Raw genomic sequence first — 17,227 nt, 5'->3', positions numbered from 1 at the left:
TTATACTGCGTTTAGGGAACCGATACCCCAGCGACGCCTACCTCTAATCGCACCACTCCAGCCGGAACCACGCCGGTTGGTGGTGGCAAAAACATACCACCATTCGTAACCACATAAATCGCGGTGCGATCGCGCTCAGTTTGACCAAAGGCGATCGCTGTACTGCCGATAACACCTTGATCAGCCTGGGCAATGGTGGTAATTTCGCCCGTTGGGGTAATTTTTACGACACTGTTGTAGATATGGGTTGCACCATAGAGATTGCCCTCGACATCAAAGGCAAAGTCATCAATATTCACCTGGGTAGCTACTATTTCTGGTTCTCCAGCTGCACCCTGTGAATCAATCGAAACTTTCAATAGCAGCATTTGATCGGTATTAGAAATATACAAATCATTGCCAAACAGTTTCAAGCCATTGACCGCAGGAATTGGGCTATCGGCACTTCGACGGGCTAAGAGAGGATGTTCTAACCAAATCTGTGCCGTGCGCTGATCGGCATCAAATTCCCAGATGGCACCGCGATAAGAATCAGCAATCAAATAGCGGCTATCGGCTAAATGGATGATGCCATTCAAAAAGATAGCCTCCGGTAAAGTTGCCAGGGTTTCTACCGTACCATCGGGCGCAACATGCGAAATAACAGGGACATTCGTACTCGTCCATCCTGCCACCAACACTCCACCATCCGGGGCAAAGGCTAAGCCTGATACTTTGCCATCAATCGTTGCATACACCGATGACTGACCATCCGGTGTAATTTGAATAATCTGACCAATTTCATGATTGGTGATCAATAAAGTGCCGTCAGAACTGACAATCAGATTTTCTAGAAAAGTGTTTACTGGAAACGTTGCGATCGCTTGATCGGGTACTAATTCAACCGGATCATCGGCAAAGATGGGCGGCAGATCTTGGGCAACGGCAAGGGGTGCAGCCAGGGCGATCGCACCCATCACGCTTACTGAAACCCGCAGACATAAGGAATTAAGACTTCTCATTGATTACATCCTTGGATAGGTTTACAGGGTTGTCATGTCTAACCGAGCGCTGACCGAATCCTTCAAGATTCAATCATCCCCTATTGAAGCGGCACCGTGCTTAAATTTCCGATCGTCTCAAGCATTTCTCTAGGGCGAGTTTTAAAACTCGCGAAGGGGGTTGTTTTTTCGGGCGCGAAACGCCCGAAAAAACAACCCTTAAACCAGACCCTAATTTTGGGTGATAGATACCCAGAGCGGCAATACCTCTCGGTTAAGCTTCTGCCCCCAAGGGAATTAATTCCCTCGCTCATAGCAAAAGTCCGTTGAAACGGACTACAACCCAGAACTAACGAGTCTTTCAGTCCCTTTATGGGACTTGAGCTATTAGCCCGGAATTTCAATTCAGGGCGGGTGATAAGACTAACCGAAAAGTATTGCCCAGAGCGGCGAGTTATCAAATAGACAGGATGTGAGAGGCGCACCCTTTCGGGGTGCGCCTCTCACATCCCATGTGGGATTGCGATGGATCAGACTGCTGCATTCCAAAGACGCAAAAAAAAATGTTGCAGGTATGGCGCAAGCGCCCCCACAACATTTCTACCCCAAAACTTTATTTCCAATTAAGTCTACTGGTCGTCAAACGATTCAAACATCCACCCTGTGGATAGTTTTAGCTAAAAACTGCTTAGCTAGGGTTGACGGCGCGATCGGCTGCATTGGTCAGCCGATCAGCAGTATTTTGAGCATTGTCGCGCAGGTTACGAATTCCTTTTTGGGTTCCGTCTGAAACCTGGTCAAGTGTGCGATCGCCAGCCCGACCTACTTCATCCTTAGCATTGCTAGCGTTGTTTTTCAGGTTACGCAGACCCCGTTGCGTTCCTTCAGATACATCTTCCGTTACTTCTTGAACCGATTGACCCACGTCTTTCGCCAGGTTCTTAGCCCGTTCGTTCAGCGGTGTGCCTTGCTGATAGCTACGAGCAAAGTCATCCGGATCGTTTACCTGGCGTGTGTTGGAGCGAGCCCGATCAACTAAGCGCTGTGCTTTTCGCTCTGCACCGCTTGTATCATTCCGTGGATCGGTATCCTCGTACTGGTTCATTCCGCCAACTTTCTTTTGGATGGGGTCATATAATTCTGTAAATTCTCCCTTCCGTTCGTTATAAGTACCCCCTTCAGAGAGTTGCGTCGTGTCTGGGCGACCGCAAGCAGCCGTCAGCCAGAGCAAGCAACCTGCAACAAAAACAGCTACTATTTTGTTGAGTTGCATAGATTTGATCAGCGTATTCAATCGAGTCATAACCGAACCTCTCTAAAATTTAAAACCTTGCTTCAATGCAGTCCCCATTTTTTGGCAGCCTGATCGGGATAGAGGAAGTAAAACTAGTGTTGCAAACACGAAATTTTGCAACATGGGGGTCTGGGGGCTGCGCCCCCAAGAAGGGGTTTTACCCCCTCCACCCCCTTTACAACTTTTAAGTTGGTGTACTAGAAAGACCTGTAGAGGTACATCTTTTGCTTCTCTATTCATCCGACTCAGCTTGATTCAAAATCAGGACAATGCTTCATCCACCCGATTTTGGCAGAGGGTGCGGCAGTGAATTTTTCATCTAGCGCCTGCACCCTACGCTACGAGCCAAGACCAGAGTGGCAGATTGCTTACTAGATGGTAGGGATTTCTTCCTTATCCACTTTGGGCACCATGTTGGGGCGTTCTTTATCTTCCCAACCCATCGGACGCTTGGAGTTATACCAGGCGATCGAGCCGATCGAGACAGCAGCAATAAAGCCAGCCACTAACACAAGTACTGCCGCCACAGGAAAGTGGGGCGCGTTAGAAGCCATCTCAGACGCTACTTCTGCCATTAACAAATTCATATTCATAGACTAAGAACCTCACGAATGGTGGTTGCACATGAATGCAGAATTACCTGAAATTTACCAACTAAGTTCATGGCAACTCCTCCCTCTTTTTAGAGAGATCGCGATTATCTCAAGGCTGACCCGCTTTTACCTTTGTCGGGCTGATCGGGCTGAAGCTGCGGTAGAGTCAACCCTGAACAGGATGCTGACACGTTTTTTGGAGAGTGCGGCGGAGCTGCACTCTCCAAAAACGTTATTCAAGCTATTTTTATGAGGGTCTTTAACGCTGAACCAGTAGGCGAACATCATGCTTGTCCGCTACGTGTTGCAGAACTTCCATATTAGGAGGAACGGTGCTAACTTTACGCCCCATTTCTTGATAAAACGCACTTGCTGAAGCGGGAGAAACGATGATTAAAAACCGCGCCACGGGCGATAAAATCTTAAATCCATGAGCCGTATTTTTGGGTATGTGGCTGATAGTTCCCGGTGTCGCCGTTACAGTTTGAATTCCTATTTGTAGTGCTACTTCACCTTCAAGTATATAAAAGCTTTCATCCCAAGGATGACTATGAAAGGGTGCGCCACCCCCTTCCTCATCGCTAACTTCATACATCGCCCAAGCCCCGTCTGTATCGTCTGCCGTTGCTTTTGCTGTAAAGGTATGACCTAACACCTGAAATGATTCACCTTCACCGGGTAACAAAACTTTGGGTTTTTGTTGAGATAAACTGAACATAAAATTTCTCCAATGCAGGTAACGTATGGGTTCAAGAGATTAAATACAATGCCCTGGACTCCTGATAGTTCCTACGGTACGCAACAATCGAGAAGGAGTAGGGAAGATGGTAGAGATATTTGGGGCATGATTTTTTGTGGTGCGGGTAAAGCCCGCACCACAAAAAATCATGCCTGTAGATGTTTTGCTAGAGGATCTATATGACTCGTATCTTTTCTGAAGAAGATTAGAGCGATGGGGTTTACCGGGGAAATCTTGCGATCGCTGGTTGTCGCTGTCTTGGTCACAATCGTACATTTGGGTGTAAAAGCGTTCTGCGAGGATTATTCCTGACAAAAGCGAATATTGCCGGAATCGGGGCATGCTAACGAGAAGTGTTGATCAAACAAATTCCTCGCTGGTTTCGACTCCGCTCAACCAGCGTGTGCTCTAAATGCAGTTGAAGAAGGTGGACTATTTTTGACTGCATTTAACCAGCCCGTGCCCTGAGCGAAGTCGAAGGGCAACCAACCAGGTAAATTCAGTACGTGCCCTGAGCGAAGTCGAAGGGCAACCGACCGAGTAAACTCTGGGTGAAAAATCGCCTTAATCTCCACCCTCAGATCTGGGGATCTATCGGACTGGAGCATAGTCAAAGGCACGGGCGATCGCATTCCAGGCAGGTTTACGACGCATCTGCCGATCGAGCGGTAACGGACGAGTCGGTTCGCCATCTTGACGGGGACGAGATTTTTCTAACCAGGTATAGCGATCGCTTAGCCCCCAGGTGATCACCGCCATCACCGCAGGTTGGTCTAAAACAATCGAGAGATACTCGTCATAGGCTTGAGCCACAATGCGATCGCGGCTGGCAATATTCAGTGGCAACCCCCGATCGGTGACATCCATCTCGGTAATCATAATCTTTAGCCCCAGACTGGCAACCTGGTTGAGAAATCGACCCAATTTCTCAGCATTAAACCGTCGTTCATGGTTGTGGCGAAACAGATGGGCTTGGATGCCGAGGGCATGAACGGGAGTGCCGCTAGCCGTTAAGCGTTCCAACAAATTCAAAACGGCAGCTCGTTTGCGATCGCTTTCCGGCGTATCATGATCCAGCCCATTATCGTTGTAGACCAATAACGCCTGCGGATCGGCATCAGCCGCTGCCCGAAATGCCAGCTCCAGATAATCGGCACCGAGAAATTCTAACCAGGGAGAGCGCTGTAAGCGATCGCTGCGTTCACTGCCCAATGCAATCGCTTCATTCACTACATCCCAGGAATGCATCCTACCGGCATAATGCCCTACCACCGTCGCAATGTGATCAAGCAATAGCCGCTCAGCATTCTGGCGATTGACCGTATGGCGAAACCACGGGGGTAAGCTTTGATTCCAGACCAGCGTGTGTCCGCGAAATAATAGCTGGCGATCGCGTGCCAAATCAGCCATCCAGTCTGCTTGAGTAAAGTCAAACCGATCGGGACTGGGGCGCAGAACCTGCCATTTCAGCTCATTACTGGGAACCAGCAGCCCACATTCTTGGGTGAAATGAGTGACCAATTCCGCATCAGACGATAAGTTTTGATAACGCGCCGACGCGCCATAAATCAACCCTTTAGCCGCTGCATGTTGCTGCAACGGTGCGTCTGCGGCAACGTTCACACGACTAGATTCAGGGTCTAACTGAGATCGTTGTTTTAGTCGTTGAACATCCGTGACTCTAGCCGCGATCGCCGTACCACCTACTCCCGTTAGAGCAGCCAAACTGAGTTTCAGTGCGTGTCGTCTCTTCATCGGCATTCAATAACAGGGTAGAGCAAACGTTGTAACTCTTTTTGAGCGCGACAGCGGAGCCGTTGCGCTCAAAAGGAAGGTAATGTTCTAGATGTGGTGTTAATTTTTTGGAAAGGCGCGCAGAGCGCGCCTTTCCAAAAAATTAACACCACAGTTGATACGCTATCAAAACGCATTGTTTATCGAAAAATTCTGGTAATGCGTTCTTTGAAGACCCGGTAAAAAAATAACGGATTCCCTACCACATACCGTTCCCAAAGACGACTCGGTTCCGTAAATAATCGCGCCATCCATTCTAACCCTCTATCCGTCATCCACCGGGGTCCCCTATACACCGTATCGGTATAAAAATCGAGACAGGCACCCAATGGTAAGAACACTCTGGCATCAATGCGATGCAAGTTCTCTAAAATCCATTGTTCTTGAATGGGCATCCCAAAACCAATATATAAAACATCCGGTTTAAATTGATTGATTTGTTGAATAATGGCATCGTTTTCTTCCCCCGATTTATTAAAGTAGCCATGATGCCCTTGAATATCTAAATGAGGTGCAACGCTACTTAATTTGGCGATCGCTTTATCGACTACACCAGGTTTTCCGGCTAACAGAAATAACGACACTCGTTCTTGCTCGCAGGCTATAGCTAAGTCTTCGATGTAATCGGGACAGGTCATCCGATGGCTAGAATCGACACAGTGCCCACACATTTTGGCACCCAGCAAAACACCAAATCCATCACAAAACACCAGATCCGATGTATTGAGAAAATAGCGATACCAGGGCAGCATCCAGGCAAAATTCATAGCGCGAACATTAACGTTGCCAACAATGGTCTTTTCCTTCTTCTTGGCAGCCGTCACAATATAATCGATCAGATCCGAAACACTTACTTTATGAAACCGCGTGCCCAGTAAGACAACTTCATCAAATCGTTTGGACTGAATGATCTTTTGCATAATTTTAAGTTGGAGTAGAGATCTATCTAGAAATATGGAAATGAACGAATGAGGGCGATCGCCCTTATTTGAATCCTTTATTTCTTCAAAAACGAACTCAACCATCCGGAATTACCATGCACCATACTGATCTGATGGCAATGTTCCCAGTCGTTGTCGGATAGACCCTTTAATTTTTCGGGTGATATGGGGATTGACAACCTGTTTAATGGGAAAAACCAATAATTCTTTCAGAAACCAATGGCGATAAAAACGACGACGTTGGGCAACTAAATCATGGGAATGTTGACGTGCAAACAAAGCCCCTACGTTCCAGCTTTCGCGAATTTGTTGAAACTTACTCAGCGGTTTGCCACTCATGCCATTCAGAGAATAGGAAACCAGAGGTGTTTCAATCGCATGAAATGAAAGTCCTGCCGTATATGCCCGAAAGATAAAGTCATAATCAGCAGCGATCGCATAGGTCAGATCAAACATACCAATGTGTTGATAAACCGAGCGTCTGACGAAGCAACTTGGATGATTGATCGTAAACTTGAACTTTAAATTTTCTAGACTACCGGGCTGAAAGGTATTGAGATACTTTCCCTCAAAATAATTGTCAACCGGAGCATAAATGATGTCAGCCTCCGGATATTTTTCAAACGCTTTTTCAATTTCTAAAAAAGCATCATCATTATACCAATCATCCGAATTGATGATGCCAATTACATCTCCAGAGGCTAGTTGAATCCCTTTATTCATGGCGTCATACACCCCCCGATCAGATTCAGAAATTACCTTACTCATGTGTTCAGCATACTGATGAACAATGTCTAAGGTTTGATCTTGAGAAGCACCATCGATCACAATATACTCTAATTCCCAATTTCTCTGTTGATGAATAACACTGAGAATCGTTTTTTCGATGGTTTTCTCAGCATTATAGACGGGTGTAATGATAGATAGTTTCATGGGCAAGCTTGAGAGAATAATGGGTGTTTCGTGAGTCAACTTGAGATCGTAGCTGGGACAGCTTTATAGCTCTGCGATCGCCTGTTTAATATCTACTAAAAATTGCTCTCGTCGCGCCTTAAACCAATCAAATGCCTCTTGTGAAGCAGATATACTAACCGGCATCTTTACGGCTGAGATCAAATGAGTAGCAAAATCTTTGGGATGCTCGGCAACTTGCACCGTGGAAGGGGGGTCACTAATGCCTCGCAGAGCAATAGGGGTAGCAACAATTTGTGAACCAGAAGCGATCGCATCTAACGTTTTAATTTGAATGCCGCCACCACTGAGCGTTGGAATGACTACTACTCTAGACGTCGCCATAAACACTTGGGCATCTGGCACAAACCCGCGATATTCAACATTAGGATATTGACCAACTAGCCAATCTGCACCCCTCCCAGCAATATGAATCGACCATTCTAATGGCAAGAGAGGATAGACGTGACTAAAAAACCATTCCAATCCTTCTTGATTAGGCTTCCATGCCCAACTCCCAATCATGCCAACATCAACTTGTTTATCAATACATTGATGCTTAACCTGTTTTATCCCAGGAGGTAGAGCAAACGCTTTTACATTCCCTACTTGCTTTAACTGATTAAAATAGTTCGCATCATGCAAGGTAAGCGCCCAAACTTCTCTAGCTTGAGCCGCAATTCCATCTTCCAATTTTTTGATCAGAACAGCTTCCCGTTGATAAATCCATCGAGTAACTAAATGACGAGTATTTTTAAAGCTACTCCAATAGATCTCATGCTCAATATTATGAGAAATCGTAACTAAATGCTTTTTATCTTTGACCAAAGGCTCTAGCCAGCCGAGTTGAGGATGATCGATAAAAACGACATGGTATGGATGACGATCAAGTAAATCTTTGACTGTTTTAATATAGGCTCTTGAATAATATTTGCCAGCGGAATAAGGTAACCCCAATAAAAAGCTTAGACCTAACCAAAGAACAACATAAAACTTAGCTCTTTTGGTTTCAATATACCGTTGATCGATCACAATTTCATTAGAAGTCGCTTCAAATACATCATCTCGACGCATATAACCGACAACATCAACCTCATACCCCAGATAAGTTAACGCATCAATAAAACATTGCGAAGCAACTTCACTTCCCATCCGTAACTTTCTGGGAAGAATTGTCGTGAGAAACAAAATTTTTTTCTGATCGTCCGGCTTTAAGCTATCCATAGCTCTTCATTATTTTTGAAGGGTCTACTTTCCAATTCATCAAGGACTGGATGTGTATCGTTCATAATTCAACTGCTTCATAATGGCTGATAAGCGAGTTTCGATAAACTGAGCCTCTGATTCATCGATAAAATCTTGCCATTTTTTGGTACTACTCTTAATTGATCCAAATAGATTCGGATCAGCACCCCAATCTGTTTTTTTTGGTTTAGTTTCAGCAATACAGCTTTCCTCATAAACTTCATTCAAAAAAGTGAGGATTTGCTGGGTAACAGCTTGAGTATTCCTCGTAAAATCTTCATAGCGAACTAGCATAAACGACTCAGGATGAGTACTCCATTCATTGAGCGCAAGTTGTGTAGAACTCGCATACTTTCTGCAAAACTGTTGTGGCGAAATCTCTAGCCATTTCAAGCTGCGCTTATCCATACCCGATTGGATCGAATCTTGTAATCGTCGTCGATAAGAACTAAACACATCAATAGGGTGGCGAGGCATGAAAAGAAGTTTGGCATCAGGAAACGTCTCTTTTATTTCGGGTAATCGAGAAATGTGTTGAGGCGTTTTCTCTAAGATCCTTTTTACACCCCGTGACTGTTTCGCGTAGTAAAGAAAAGCTCTAACTAAAATGTCATTTTTTGTTGTTTTCCATAAAAGCGCTCTTAAAGAAGGAGTCAGAAAAGCAAGACTGGGAATCGCTTTCTGTAGTAACTCCTTACCCAATAAGAGCTGTTGGTACGTGAGAATTGGTTGGATCAGGTCTAAAAATTGCTGATACTGGTATGGGTCGCTGAGGAGATACGCAAAGGCATCAGAACCCTCACCTGCATAAATGGAATAAGGGGCTTTGAAAATATTGGATTCTGTTAACTCTACCCCCAATGAATTTGTACAGTTTTGCGGCTGAAAACTGGAATGATTTTGCAGGGTTCGATATAAAATGCTAGTTCCACTGCGGGGCGCACCCACAATAAATACAGGGGACTCCTGTTTCATCGCCACTGAAAGTTCTGAGAGTACAATATCCATAAATCCTATGTAAAAAGACGAAGATTCAAAGGCTAAACTAAGACAATCAGTTATGTGACCAGTTCCGTCATCAATGCCTTAACTTTTCGACCTGCTACAGTCCAATTAAGGCGCGACTGATATTCATGAAACGACGAGAGAGCTAACTCTTTATACTGAGAATAATTGGAGAAAAGGTTACTAATATAGGCACAGTATGCTTCGATAGAAGCCGTTTGCGAGAAAGTCTTACCATTAACCCCATCTCTAATAACAGTCGGGATTCCGCCAACATTGGTCGCTAAACAAGGAACCCCAAAAGAATTTGCTTCGCAAAAAACAACAGGTGTGCAATCAGCCAGTGAAGGTAAGATCAAAAAATGGGCTTCAGAAAATAAGCGATTGATATCTTGCAACCCTGTCTCTGATGATTTACTAATAAACCCTAATGAATCGACAAAATTGGGAAGAGAGTGCGTAGCAGGAGGTTGGCATCCGACAATAGTTAATCTTGTGTTTAAGCCTTGTCTATTTAATTCTTTCGTCACTTCAAGAGCCATATCTCCCCCCTTGCGCAGCCAGTCAACGGCTAAAAATAACAAGTTGCAAACCGTTGACGATTTAGCCTCTACCAATGCTTTGATATCGTCTAAATTTCTATTGCAAGTAACATTCGCTCCGAAAGGAACCACTTTTACTTTAGAGGGGTCAACCTGGTATGTTTCGATTGCTGTTTGGGCAGCCCAGTCAGATGAATATATTGCCAAGTCACTTTTTTCCAGAGCTAGTTTTTCCATTTCATGACCAGCCTCAATGGTTTCCTGACACAGATTGAAAAACTTAGGATAAAAGTTTAATAATCCAGAGAAAGTTGCATCAGTCCAAAAAACAACGGGCTGGCGACAATCAAGATAGGCAATGGGAACAGTACTTGGACTGAACACCAGATCCGCATGAATTTTCGATAGTTTAGTATCAATCTGTTTAGAAAAATGTTTGAGGATCGATGGTTCTCTATTTCGTAAGTACTGTTTTTTTAACAGATTGGAATAAAGAAACTGTTTACCTTTAAACAGTAAAACGTTTTTTTCATCTAGAGGTCCCAGAGATTCAAGGGTAATATCTTGCTGCTGAATGGCTTGGGCAATGTAATACACTAAGCCAGAAAAATTTCTGATATCGTTTGCCTCATACTGGGTTGCATACGCGACTTTCATATGGCTTCCTCATCAATTACGGTGCAAGTTTGAGATAATGTAGTGCAACATTGATTAAACGCTTGCTCACCCTTCTCAAGAAATTCTGAAGGAATAATCACATTTGATTTTTTACGATCTCTAATAATTTCACCGGACTTAATAAACTCTGAAACATCACCCCTTCCATACATCCCGGTTACGGATGAGACTTGATAGGAAGCTGGAATAGGACATTTCAGATGGAGAAATTCCTGTAACGCTTTGAGCGTCAACTCTGTTTGACTAATCAGTTGTTCATTAGTAATAAATAGACTAACCTGCTTATTACTAATCATTTCTGCATATCTTTCCAGTTTTGGAAGACGATTTAAATAATGTTGCAAAACTTTCTCATCACTTACACTCGAAAAACTGGGATCTATTTTTTTCAACCCCAAAAGACTTTTTAGGGCACCTTTAGGCTCTCTAATTAAAAATATAAACTTATCAATCTCTCCAGACAAAAGCATCTGTTCGTCAGGCAAGCAGTAATCATGACAAAGCTTATCTATGACATATTTCTCAGTCATCCTAAATTTATGAAGATAGCGATGAGATCTGAAAATTAAATTTTTGAAGTCTTCAGTTGAATGATATTTAATTTTAAATTCGCCTGCTGAAACGATTTCAGGATTTGAGTTTAATAGATTAGATAATAGTGTAGACCCCGATCGCATGTGACAAAGGACAAACACAAATTTATGAGGCTCTGCTCGTGTATTGATGAGAATACTGTAATAATTATTGAGTAAATTTAAGGCAAAATGTTTGATGACTTTCATTACTTTTGTCTTGCAGGATCAATTAACTGTAATAGCTAGCGACTGTTTAAGTGTTAATAGCTGACTTCCTTAGATGCCTCCAATAGGTTCTGATTTTCAGCATTTACCTCCAATTTTTTTCGGGCATACTCTCTTTTAATTCGATTACTCCAAACGATGGTTGACAAAGACATTGATACATATAAAGCCCAAATTGTTCCACCACCAAGAAAGGTTCTAACATCACTCAGATTAGCTAAAAAATAAACGATTAAATAATGAAGCATCCAGAAAGACTCAGTGCTTTTGGTCGAATTTATTAACCCAATGACCCTAAAAAGCACGATTGCAAAGCTGAGTAGACAAAGAAACAATCCTACAAACCCGAGCTGCAAAAATATATCGATAAGACCGTTATGAGCATGGAATCTTGTACCCTTTGTAACCTTCGTTGCTGCCCAGGTATTTTGAATAACGTAGAGTGCTTCGTCAGACGTCCAAAATCCTGCATACCCGTAACCAAACCAGGGTCTTTCTAATCCTTTCTCAATGGCTAAAGTCCATACGGGTAAACGTCCATTGAACTCCATATTTTTCCCCAGTACATCGACAACGATCGTTTCTAAATTGCCTAATACCAGTACAAGGATGCTACTGAATAATAAAAATGCAGCAATAAACAAAGAAACTTGGAGTTTATAGTGTTGCTTAATAAATTTGGAAAAAGGGAGTAGTGAAAATGAAATTAGTAAAAGGATTAATGCTGATTTACTATCAGATAATATGATTAAAATAATAGTGAATAACACACCAGCTATAGCTATCCAGCGATGCTTACGACTTTCAAAGGCAATATGTAAAAGTGTGATACATCCGATCAGCATGAAACGACCAAAGTACTGCTTGTGAGAATAGATGCCTTCCCATGCAGGTTCTCCGCCAGGATAGGAAATGCCATAAGACGGAATTGCTAATGTGATGACAAAGCAAATGACTGCTGATATACTCAACACCCAAGCCAATAAATGCATTTGTTCTTTGATGGAATATCGTGTGGCTAGATATATTCCAAAAATAGAAGCTCGAATCAGTGGATCCACTTCGTCCAGGGTATAATTTGGAGCCGCAGACCAAGTATAAGAAACCAGACAAAGCGCAATTAAAACGAACAGTAAAATATCTCGTGTGCCAACATACGCTAGTCGTTTTAGTTGTCCCGATCGCACAATTAGTAAGACAATTAATCCATAGCCAAGATATTTGAAAATGCCCTGAATTGGATGAGGCAAAAGAGGCTCAGTGTAATACAAGAGCAGCAGAATCGTCATCCATATGTCAAACTTTTTTATCGGGCTTTTAATTGCTTGATCTGTCAATGTTTAATCTCCGATATTACAAGTTTTACGTATGGTAATTGAATAATTAATGAGGACAGGGTGCAGGGGTGCCACCCCGTCGGCTGTTATAGTTTTTTTGTAATCCTGCGTTAATCCCGTTAGTTTTCTAAAATTTCAGTAAAAAGTCTTGAATAACGTCTTGCTTGGATTTCTAAACTAAATTCCTGTTTTGCTTTTTCACGAGAGTAATAGGACAGTTTTTGGTATCTTTCCGTATTTTCAATCACCCAGATAATTCCTTGAGCTAAGTCTTCAATCTTAAAAGGTTGAGCTAGATACCCATTTTTTTCATGTTCAATCATATCGGGCAGTCCTCCGATATTGAAGGCAACACAGGGTGTACCACAGGCGATCGCTTCCATCACAGTGTTAGGCAGATTATCTTGCAGCGATGGGGCAACAAAAACATCAACTGCCGCATAGACAAGGGCTAAAGAAATATCATCATTTAATGTCCCTAAATAATGCACCTTCAAACCTACATCGGCATCTTGCTCTGGGCGGGACGCTCCAAAGACAACCAGTTCCAATTTATCTCGCCATCCAGACTGACTGAGCTGTTGTAACGCCTGCTGGAGTAAGTGGAATCCTTTCCTCTTATCACCCGTTGCATTTAGCGATCCGGAAAGAACCAATTGAACGTCTTGAGGCAAGCCTAAAACTTCTCGTGCTATTTGACGATTAATGGGTCGATACAGTGCCGTATCCAGGCTGTTGGGAATACACTCAATGCGTAAATCTTTAAATAGTGAACTCGAACGAGCACACTCCGCCATCCACGAACTGAGAGCGACGATAGTTAGATTTGCTGTCGCCCAAGCGTTTGATTTTCGTTTCCAGATCTGGCGCGATAGATCGCGGTCTTGTTGACTCCCCAGCTGAGGGCAAGCCCCACAGGATAAGGTGTAGCGATCGCACCCTTGATCGTAATGACATCCTCCTGTAAACGCCCACATATCATGCAAAGACCAGACAAGAGGGCACTTGAATTTTTTAAGATTTTCAAGGCGAATAAACCCCTGGTTGATCCAGTGCAGATTAATCAGATCGGGTTGCAATTTGGCGGCTTGAGACGCTACCGTATCTGGAAGCCACTGCACTGAAAACGTTGCTTTTTGCCGTTGAGGATACGCCTTGAGAGGAAGCATATCAAAGGCAACGCGGGTACGCGCAATACCTTCAGACAAACGAGTTTTAGGTGCAACCACGGCTACATCATCGCTGGCTTTTTCTTGAACAAGCATGTGTGAGGCTAAACCTATGCGCCTCAGCCCAGTATGCAAGCGGTAAGTGGCTCGTGCAGCTCCACCATTAATATCAGAATTGCTTAGAAGCAGAATGTTCATGACTATCTCGTTCAAATTGAGCGTGCTTCAAGTTAGTTATTCAAACTAACTGACCAAGATTTCTTGTTTTGATTGAGAAATAGCTCGAAGCTCTTGATAGAGACTTAATGCGTCTTGAACCTCTTTAGGATATAGCCGTTTAAGCTGTTCAACTCGTTCTGAGAACTCAGAACGAAACGCCTGTTTAGAGAAAATTTGCTCAAACGGAATAGGATGCAAATCTATTTCTAAATACTGCTTCAACGATTGAGTAACCTCTCCAGGATTTTGAATCAGATCATCAATTTCAAAGGCTAAGCTAACGGCAGATCGCTTCTGCCAAAAGCGCAGCAGTTGCTTGTTATATACTTTCCATGCGCGTAAACCAATAATTGGTTTTTGCACAATTTTTTCATCGGTTGCCCGCCTGACTAAAGAATCAACCACCGCTAATGGATGTCTGAACAAAAACAAGTATTTGGGATGTTCCAGTAAATCATCCCAAAAATCTAAAAATAGCGTTGTTCTGGGATCTTTCCACGCCCATTGCGATAAATCAGATCGATTTGCAATCAGTTCCAACGCTTTTTTTCGATCTCGCTGATTACCACGTACAGGTAACCAGAATTCATGTGTTGGAAAGCTATAAATTCGCTTTCTAGCCAAGATTGCCTTATGGAAGTTTAAGAAATCTTGATCTTCATGATGACCATCAAAGGCACTGACAGCGTTAGACAGCGCTGAATTGTGTAAACTGTATCCGACATTCAAGCCACATTCATGTAGATAGTGAGCCATTAGCGATGTCCCACTTCGATGCATTCCAGTAATGATCAAAATTCGTGCTGTCATACAATCGATCCCTCAGTAGCTAAACTTGGTTGTGTTGATAATTTGATCGCTGTTCTAACCCCCTGAAAATGATCTTTTTCAGATGTCGAAGAAACCGTCTCGCTGATTTTCGATTGGCAAACATTTTTTGATAGAACATCTGAGCATAGTCTCGATCCGATATCACATTAGTCTGGGGTTCTTCTAACGGAAAATTGATCGGACGGATAGCCAGATTGGATACTTCACTTTTACTATTCGTTGTGTGAGAGGAGTCTTTCCCAAACCCAATGTTTGAGATTAGATTAACCGCTGGAATAACGGATAAACCAGAATGCATCCAGCGAGTAAATAGCCAACGAATTGCCCAGGTATCCATTTCATCAGCATAGGCAGAATTAAAAATTTCGTTCCAAGTTTTATAGTGCTGGCGATCGCCAACCACCTGCTTAACTTTTTCTTTCCCTTCAGGTTGAGTCCAAAGCTTCATTTCAATGTCATAGTGTTGCCATGCTCGCCGCCAGGTAGCCCATCCCCAACAGGTACTGTAATGGGAAAAGCAATAGCTTTGCTGACCAGATTTCCACTCATTTAGAATATTGGTTCCACAGATCATCATGACTGGATCAACAGTTCTATATTTCTCCAACACCTCTTCGCAAAATCTAAAAAAGGTAGGATGAGGTAAACAATCATCTTCAAGAATAATGGCTTCTTCAACCAGGCTAAAAGCCCAAGTTAACCCACTTGAAATCCGATGTTTACAGCCCATATTGGTATCCGCATAGTTTTTGAAAACCTCGCATTCCCAATCTACCTGCTCAATAATGTCACGCACCGCCGCACAACTTTCGGCTTCACCTGGTTTCTGTGGACGAGCTGCATCTGCGATGAGTAGCAACTTAGGCGGTTTCATCTGACGAATTACTTCAAACACTTTTGCGGTAGTGTCAGGTCGTTTAAAAACGATAAATATAACGGGAGTTTTGAGTTGCCAATTAGTCATTTTTAGATCTCAGAACTAGAGTGAAAGCATTTTTTCTAATAGCTGAAGTATTATGGTTATTTCAAGCACCCTTGGTACAGCTTGAACGTTTCTTGAGCCACAAAGTTCCAGCTCCATCGCTTGGCTACTTCAAAGTTGTATTGCCCCATTTGTAATAATTCCTGTTTCTTTTCGATTGCACATTTCATAGCTTGTAGCAAACTATGGTCTGAATCTGAATCGTAAAGAAAAGCTCCAGATTCATCTAACATATCCCTGAAAAACCCTACATTGGGAGCAATACAGACCCTTTTAAATGACATTGCTAAGATAGCGATACCAGACGTTGTAAAAACTCGATAGGGTACCAACACACAATCTGACGCATTCATATAAAGCTGAACATCAGCATCATCAATTCGCTCAGATATAAATTGAATATTCTGATGACCCTGGATTTTTTCTTCGATCAGTTCTTGCAAGCCATTTTCTTTAGGCTGACCCGCAATAATCAGTGTTACATCTCGTTGATCTAATTTCTTAAATAGATCAATTGCTTCTAAAAATCCTTTGTATTTATATATGCTGCCAAACAACAAAAAAGTTGTATCTTCAGGTGCAATTTTAAGTTGATTTCTGGCATCTAAAGGTTTGATTTGATTTTGATAAGAGTCTATATAGTTGCCGTGAGGTATAACAAAAACTTTGGGTTTCCCTTCTACTTTAAATGCGTGAGAAATTTCATGCTTTGTAGAATCGCAATGTACAATAAATCCATCAATGAAGTAGCCTAATAGTTTTGTATAGTTTGGAGGAATATCTAATTTGCCATTGCCGATTTTATCGGACCATTCATGAACCGTCCAAACCGTTTGAATACCTGCCAGTTTTAATAAAAAAACCTGAGTAATAAATATGAGTAGTTTAAGGAATTGCGCTAAATCAGTTTTTGCACGAAAAAATGGATGTAAGGTATGAAGGTGTAAAACACCTCGTTTCCACACGCCAACAGATTGAATAACAGTAGGTAAAAATAGCGTTCTCCAACGATATTCCTCAGCTTCAACACCTTGACTTTTCAAGTGCTCTGCCAAAATTTTCTTGTAAGGGTTCGCCAACCATTCAGACAGAAAAATTACTTTCATGACGTCCACTATTATTTCAGC

The 17,227-nt window shown here is 42.8% G+C and carries 16 protein-coding genes; all 16 read right to left on the bottom strand.

The window, feature by feature from the left end:
* Positions 1-11 precede the first annotated feature (11 nt).
* The 16 genes from ACR6Z4_RS05605 to ACR6Z4_RS05530 all read right to left on the bottom strand — a co-directional run bounded on the left by ACR6Z4_RS05605 (position 12) and on the right by ACR6Z4_RS05530 (position 17,206).
* Positions 12-956, bottom strand: coding sequence for an SMP-30/gluconolactonase/LRE family protein (locus tag ACR6Z4_RS05605; protein WP_479716287.1), 945 nt, complete (start codon positions 954-956; stop codon positions 12-14).
* Positions 957-1,668: 712 nt separating this feature from the next.
* Positions 1,669-2,283, bottom strand: a complete 615-nt coding sequence (locus ACR6Z4_RS05600; RefSeq protein ID WP_479716247.1) for a hypothetical protein — start codon at positions 2,281-2,283, stop codon at positions 1,669-1,671.
* 362 nt (positions 2,284-2,645) lie between these two features.
* A complete protein-coding gene (gene psb35, locus ACR6Z4_RS05595) occupies positions 2,646-2,861 on the bottom strand; it encodes a photosystem II assembly protein Psb35 (protein ID WP_479716286.1) in 216 nt (71 codons plus the stop codon).
* 265 nt (positions 2,862-3,126) lie between these two features.
* Positions 3,127-3,585, bottom strand: coding sequence for a cupin domain-containing protein (locus tag ACR6Z4_RS05590; RefSeq protein WP_479716246.1), 459 nt, complete (start codon positions 3,583-3,585; stop codon positions 3,127-3,129).
* Positions 3,586-4,197: 612 nt separating this feature from the next.
* Positions 4,198-5,367, bottom strand: a complete 1,170-nt coding sequence (locus ACR6Z4_RS05585; RefSeq protein ID WP_479716245.1) for an endo-1,4-beta-xylanase — start codon at positions 5,365-5,367, stop codon at positions 4,198-4,200.
* A 173-nt stretch (positions 5,368-5,540) separates the two neighbouring features.
* Positions 5,541-6,320 carry a WecB/TagA/CpsF family glycosyltransferase gene (locus tag ACR6Z4_RS05580; protein ID WP_479716244.1) on the bottom strand — a complete coding sequence of 260 codons (780 nt, stop codon included), beginning with the start codon at positions 6,318-6,320 and terminating at the stop codon, positions 5,541-5,543.
* A 111-nt stretch (positions 6,321-6,431) separates the two neighbouring features.
* Entirely contained in the window at positions 6,432-7,274 is an 843-nt protein-coding gene (locus tag ACR6Z4_RS05575) for a glycosyltransferase family 2 protein (RefSeq protein ID WP_479716243.1), read from the bottom strand.
* A gap of 63 nt (positions 7,275-7,337) precedes the next feature.
* A complete protein-coding gene (locus tag ACR6Z4_RS05570) occupies positions 7,338-8,516 on the bottom strand; it encodes a glycosyltransferase (protein ID WP_479716242.1) in 1,179 nt (392 codons plus the stop codon).
* 39 nt (positions 8,517-8,555) lie between these two features.
* Entirely contained in the window at positions 8,556-9,545 is a 990-nt protein-coding gene (locus ACR6Z4_RS05565; protein WP_479716241.1) for a sulfotransferase family protein, read from the bottom strand.
* 50 nt (positions 9,546-9,595) lie between these two features.
* The gene (locus ACR6Z4_RS05560) at positions 9,596-10,741 is read right to left on the bottom strand and encodes a glycosyltransferase family 4 protein (protein ID WP_479716240.1); all 1,146 of its coding nucleotides are present in this window, start codon (positions 10,739-10,741) and stop codon (positions 9,596-9,598) included.
* Complete coding sequence (locus tag ACR6Z4_RS05555) at positions 10,738-11,544, bottom strand: hypothetical protein (RefSeq protein ID WP_479716239.1); 807 nt, start codon at positions 11,542-11,544, stop codon at positions 10,738-10,740. Before ACR6Z4_RS05555 ends, ACR6Z4_RS05560 begins: the two co-directional genes overlap by 4 nt.
* A 53-nt stretch (positions 11,545-11,597) precedes the next feature.
* Entirely contained in the window at positions 11,598-12,899 is a 1,302-nt protein-coding gene (locus tag ACR6Z4_RS05550; RefSeq protein WP_479716238.1) for an O-antigen ligase family protein, read from the bottom strand.
* Between the two features lie 119 nt (positions 12,900-13,018).
* Positions 13,019-14,266, bottom strand: coding sequence for a glycosyltransferase family 4 protein (locus ACR6Z4_RS05545; protein ID WP_479716237.1), 1,248 nt, complete (start codon positions 14,264-14,266; stop codon positions 13,019-13,021).
* Between the two features lie 45 nt (positions 14,267-14,311).
* A complete protein-coding gene (locus tag ACR6Z4_RS05540; protein WP_479716236.1) occupies positions 14,312-15,097 on the bottom strand; it encodes a sulfotransferase in 786 nt (261 codons plus the stop codon).
* A 19-nt stretch (positions 15,098-15,116) separates the two neighbouring features.
* Positions 15,117-16,082 (bottom strand): glycosyltransferase family 2 protein, encoded by a 966-nt coding sequence (locus ACR6Z4_RS05535; protein ID WP_479716235.1) that lies wholly within the window; start codon positions 16,080-16,082, stop codon positions 15,117-15,119.
* Between the two features lie 56 nt (positions 16,083-16,138).
* Entirely contained in the window at positions 16,139-17,206 is a 1,068-nt protein-coding gene (locus ACR6Z4_RS05530; protein WP_479716234.1) for a glycosyltransferase family 4 protein, read from the bottom strand.
* Positions 17,207-17,227: the final 21 nt, after the last annotated feature.

The sequence above is a fragment of the Calyptranema fuscum S582 genome (genome assembly GCF_055793305.1).
Note: the sequence above shows the minus strand (reverse complement) of the source record. Positions and strands in the feature narration are given on the sequence as shown.

Bases quoted from the DNA above. Each gene is read 5' to 3' on its own strand.
- ACR6Z4_RS05565 (WP_479716241.1), bottom strand. From the start codon at position 9,545: ATGGATATTGTACTCTCAGAACTTTCAGTGGCGATGAAACAGGAGTCC.
- ACR6Z4_RS05560 (WP_479716240.1), bottom strand. From the start codon at position 10,741: ATGAAAGTCGCGTATGCAACCCAGTATGAGGCAAACGATATCAGAAAT.
- ACR6Z4_RS05555 (WP_479716239.1), bottom strand. From the start codon at position 11,544: ATGAAAGTCATCAAACATTTTGCCTTAAATTTACTCAATAATTATTAC.
- ACR6Z4_RS05530 (WP_479716234.1), bottom strand. From the start codon at position 17,206: ATGAAAGTAATTTTTCTGTCTGAATGGTTGGCGAACCCTTACAAGAAA.
- ACR6Z4_RS05590 (WP_479716246.1), bottom strand. From the start codon at position 3,585: ATGTTCAGTTTATCTCAACAAAAACCCAAAGTTTTGTTACCCGGTGAA.
- ACR6Z4_RS05585 (WP_479716245.1), bottom strand. From the start codon at position 5,367: ATGCCGATGAAGAGACGACACGCACTGAAACTCAGTTTGGCTGCTCTA.
- ACR6Z4_RS05545 (WP_479716237.1), bottom strand. From the start codon at position 14,266: ATGAACATTCTGCTTCTAAGCAATTCTGATATTAATGGTGGAGCTGCA.
- ACR6Z4_RS05535 (WP_479716235.1), bottom strand. From the start codon at position 16,082: ATGACTAATTGGCAACTCAAAACTCCCGTTATATTTATCGTTTTTAAA.
- ACR6Z4_RS05605 (WP_479716287.1), bottom strand. From the start codon at position 956: ATGGGTGCGATCGCCCTGGCTGCACCCCTTGCCGTTGCCCAAGATCTG.
- ACR6Z4_RS05580 (WP_479716244.1), bottom strand. From the start codon at position 6,320: ATGCAAAAGATCATTCAGTCCAAACGATTTGATGAAGTTGTCTTACTG.
- ACR6Z4_RS05570 (WP_479716242.1), bottom strand. From the start codon at position 8,516: ATGGATAGCTTAAAGCCGGACGATCAGAAAAAAATTTTGTTTCTCACG.
- psb35 (WP_479716286.1), bottom strand. From the start codon at position 2,861: ATGAATTTGTTAATGGCAGAAGTAGCGTCTGAGATGGCTTCTAACGCG.
- ACR6Z4_RS05600 (WP_479716247.1), bottom strand. From the start codon at position 2,283: ATGACTCGATTGAATACGCTGATCAAATCTATGCAACTCAACAAAATA.
- ACR6Z4_RS05575 (WP_479716243.1), bottom strand. From the start codon at position 7,274: ATGAAACTATCTATCATTACACCCGTCTATAATGCTGAGAAAACCATC.
- ACR6Z4_RS05540 (WP_479716236.1), bottom strand. From the start codon at position 15,097: ATGACAGCACGAATTTTGATCATTACTGGAATGCATCGAAGTGGGACA.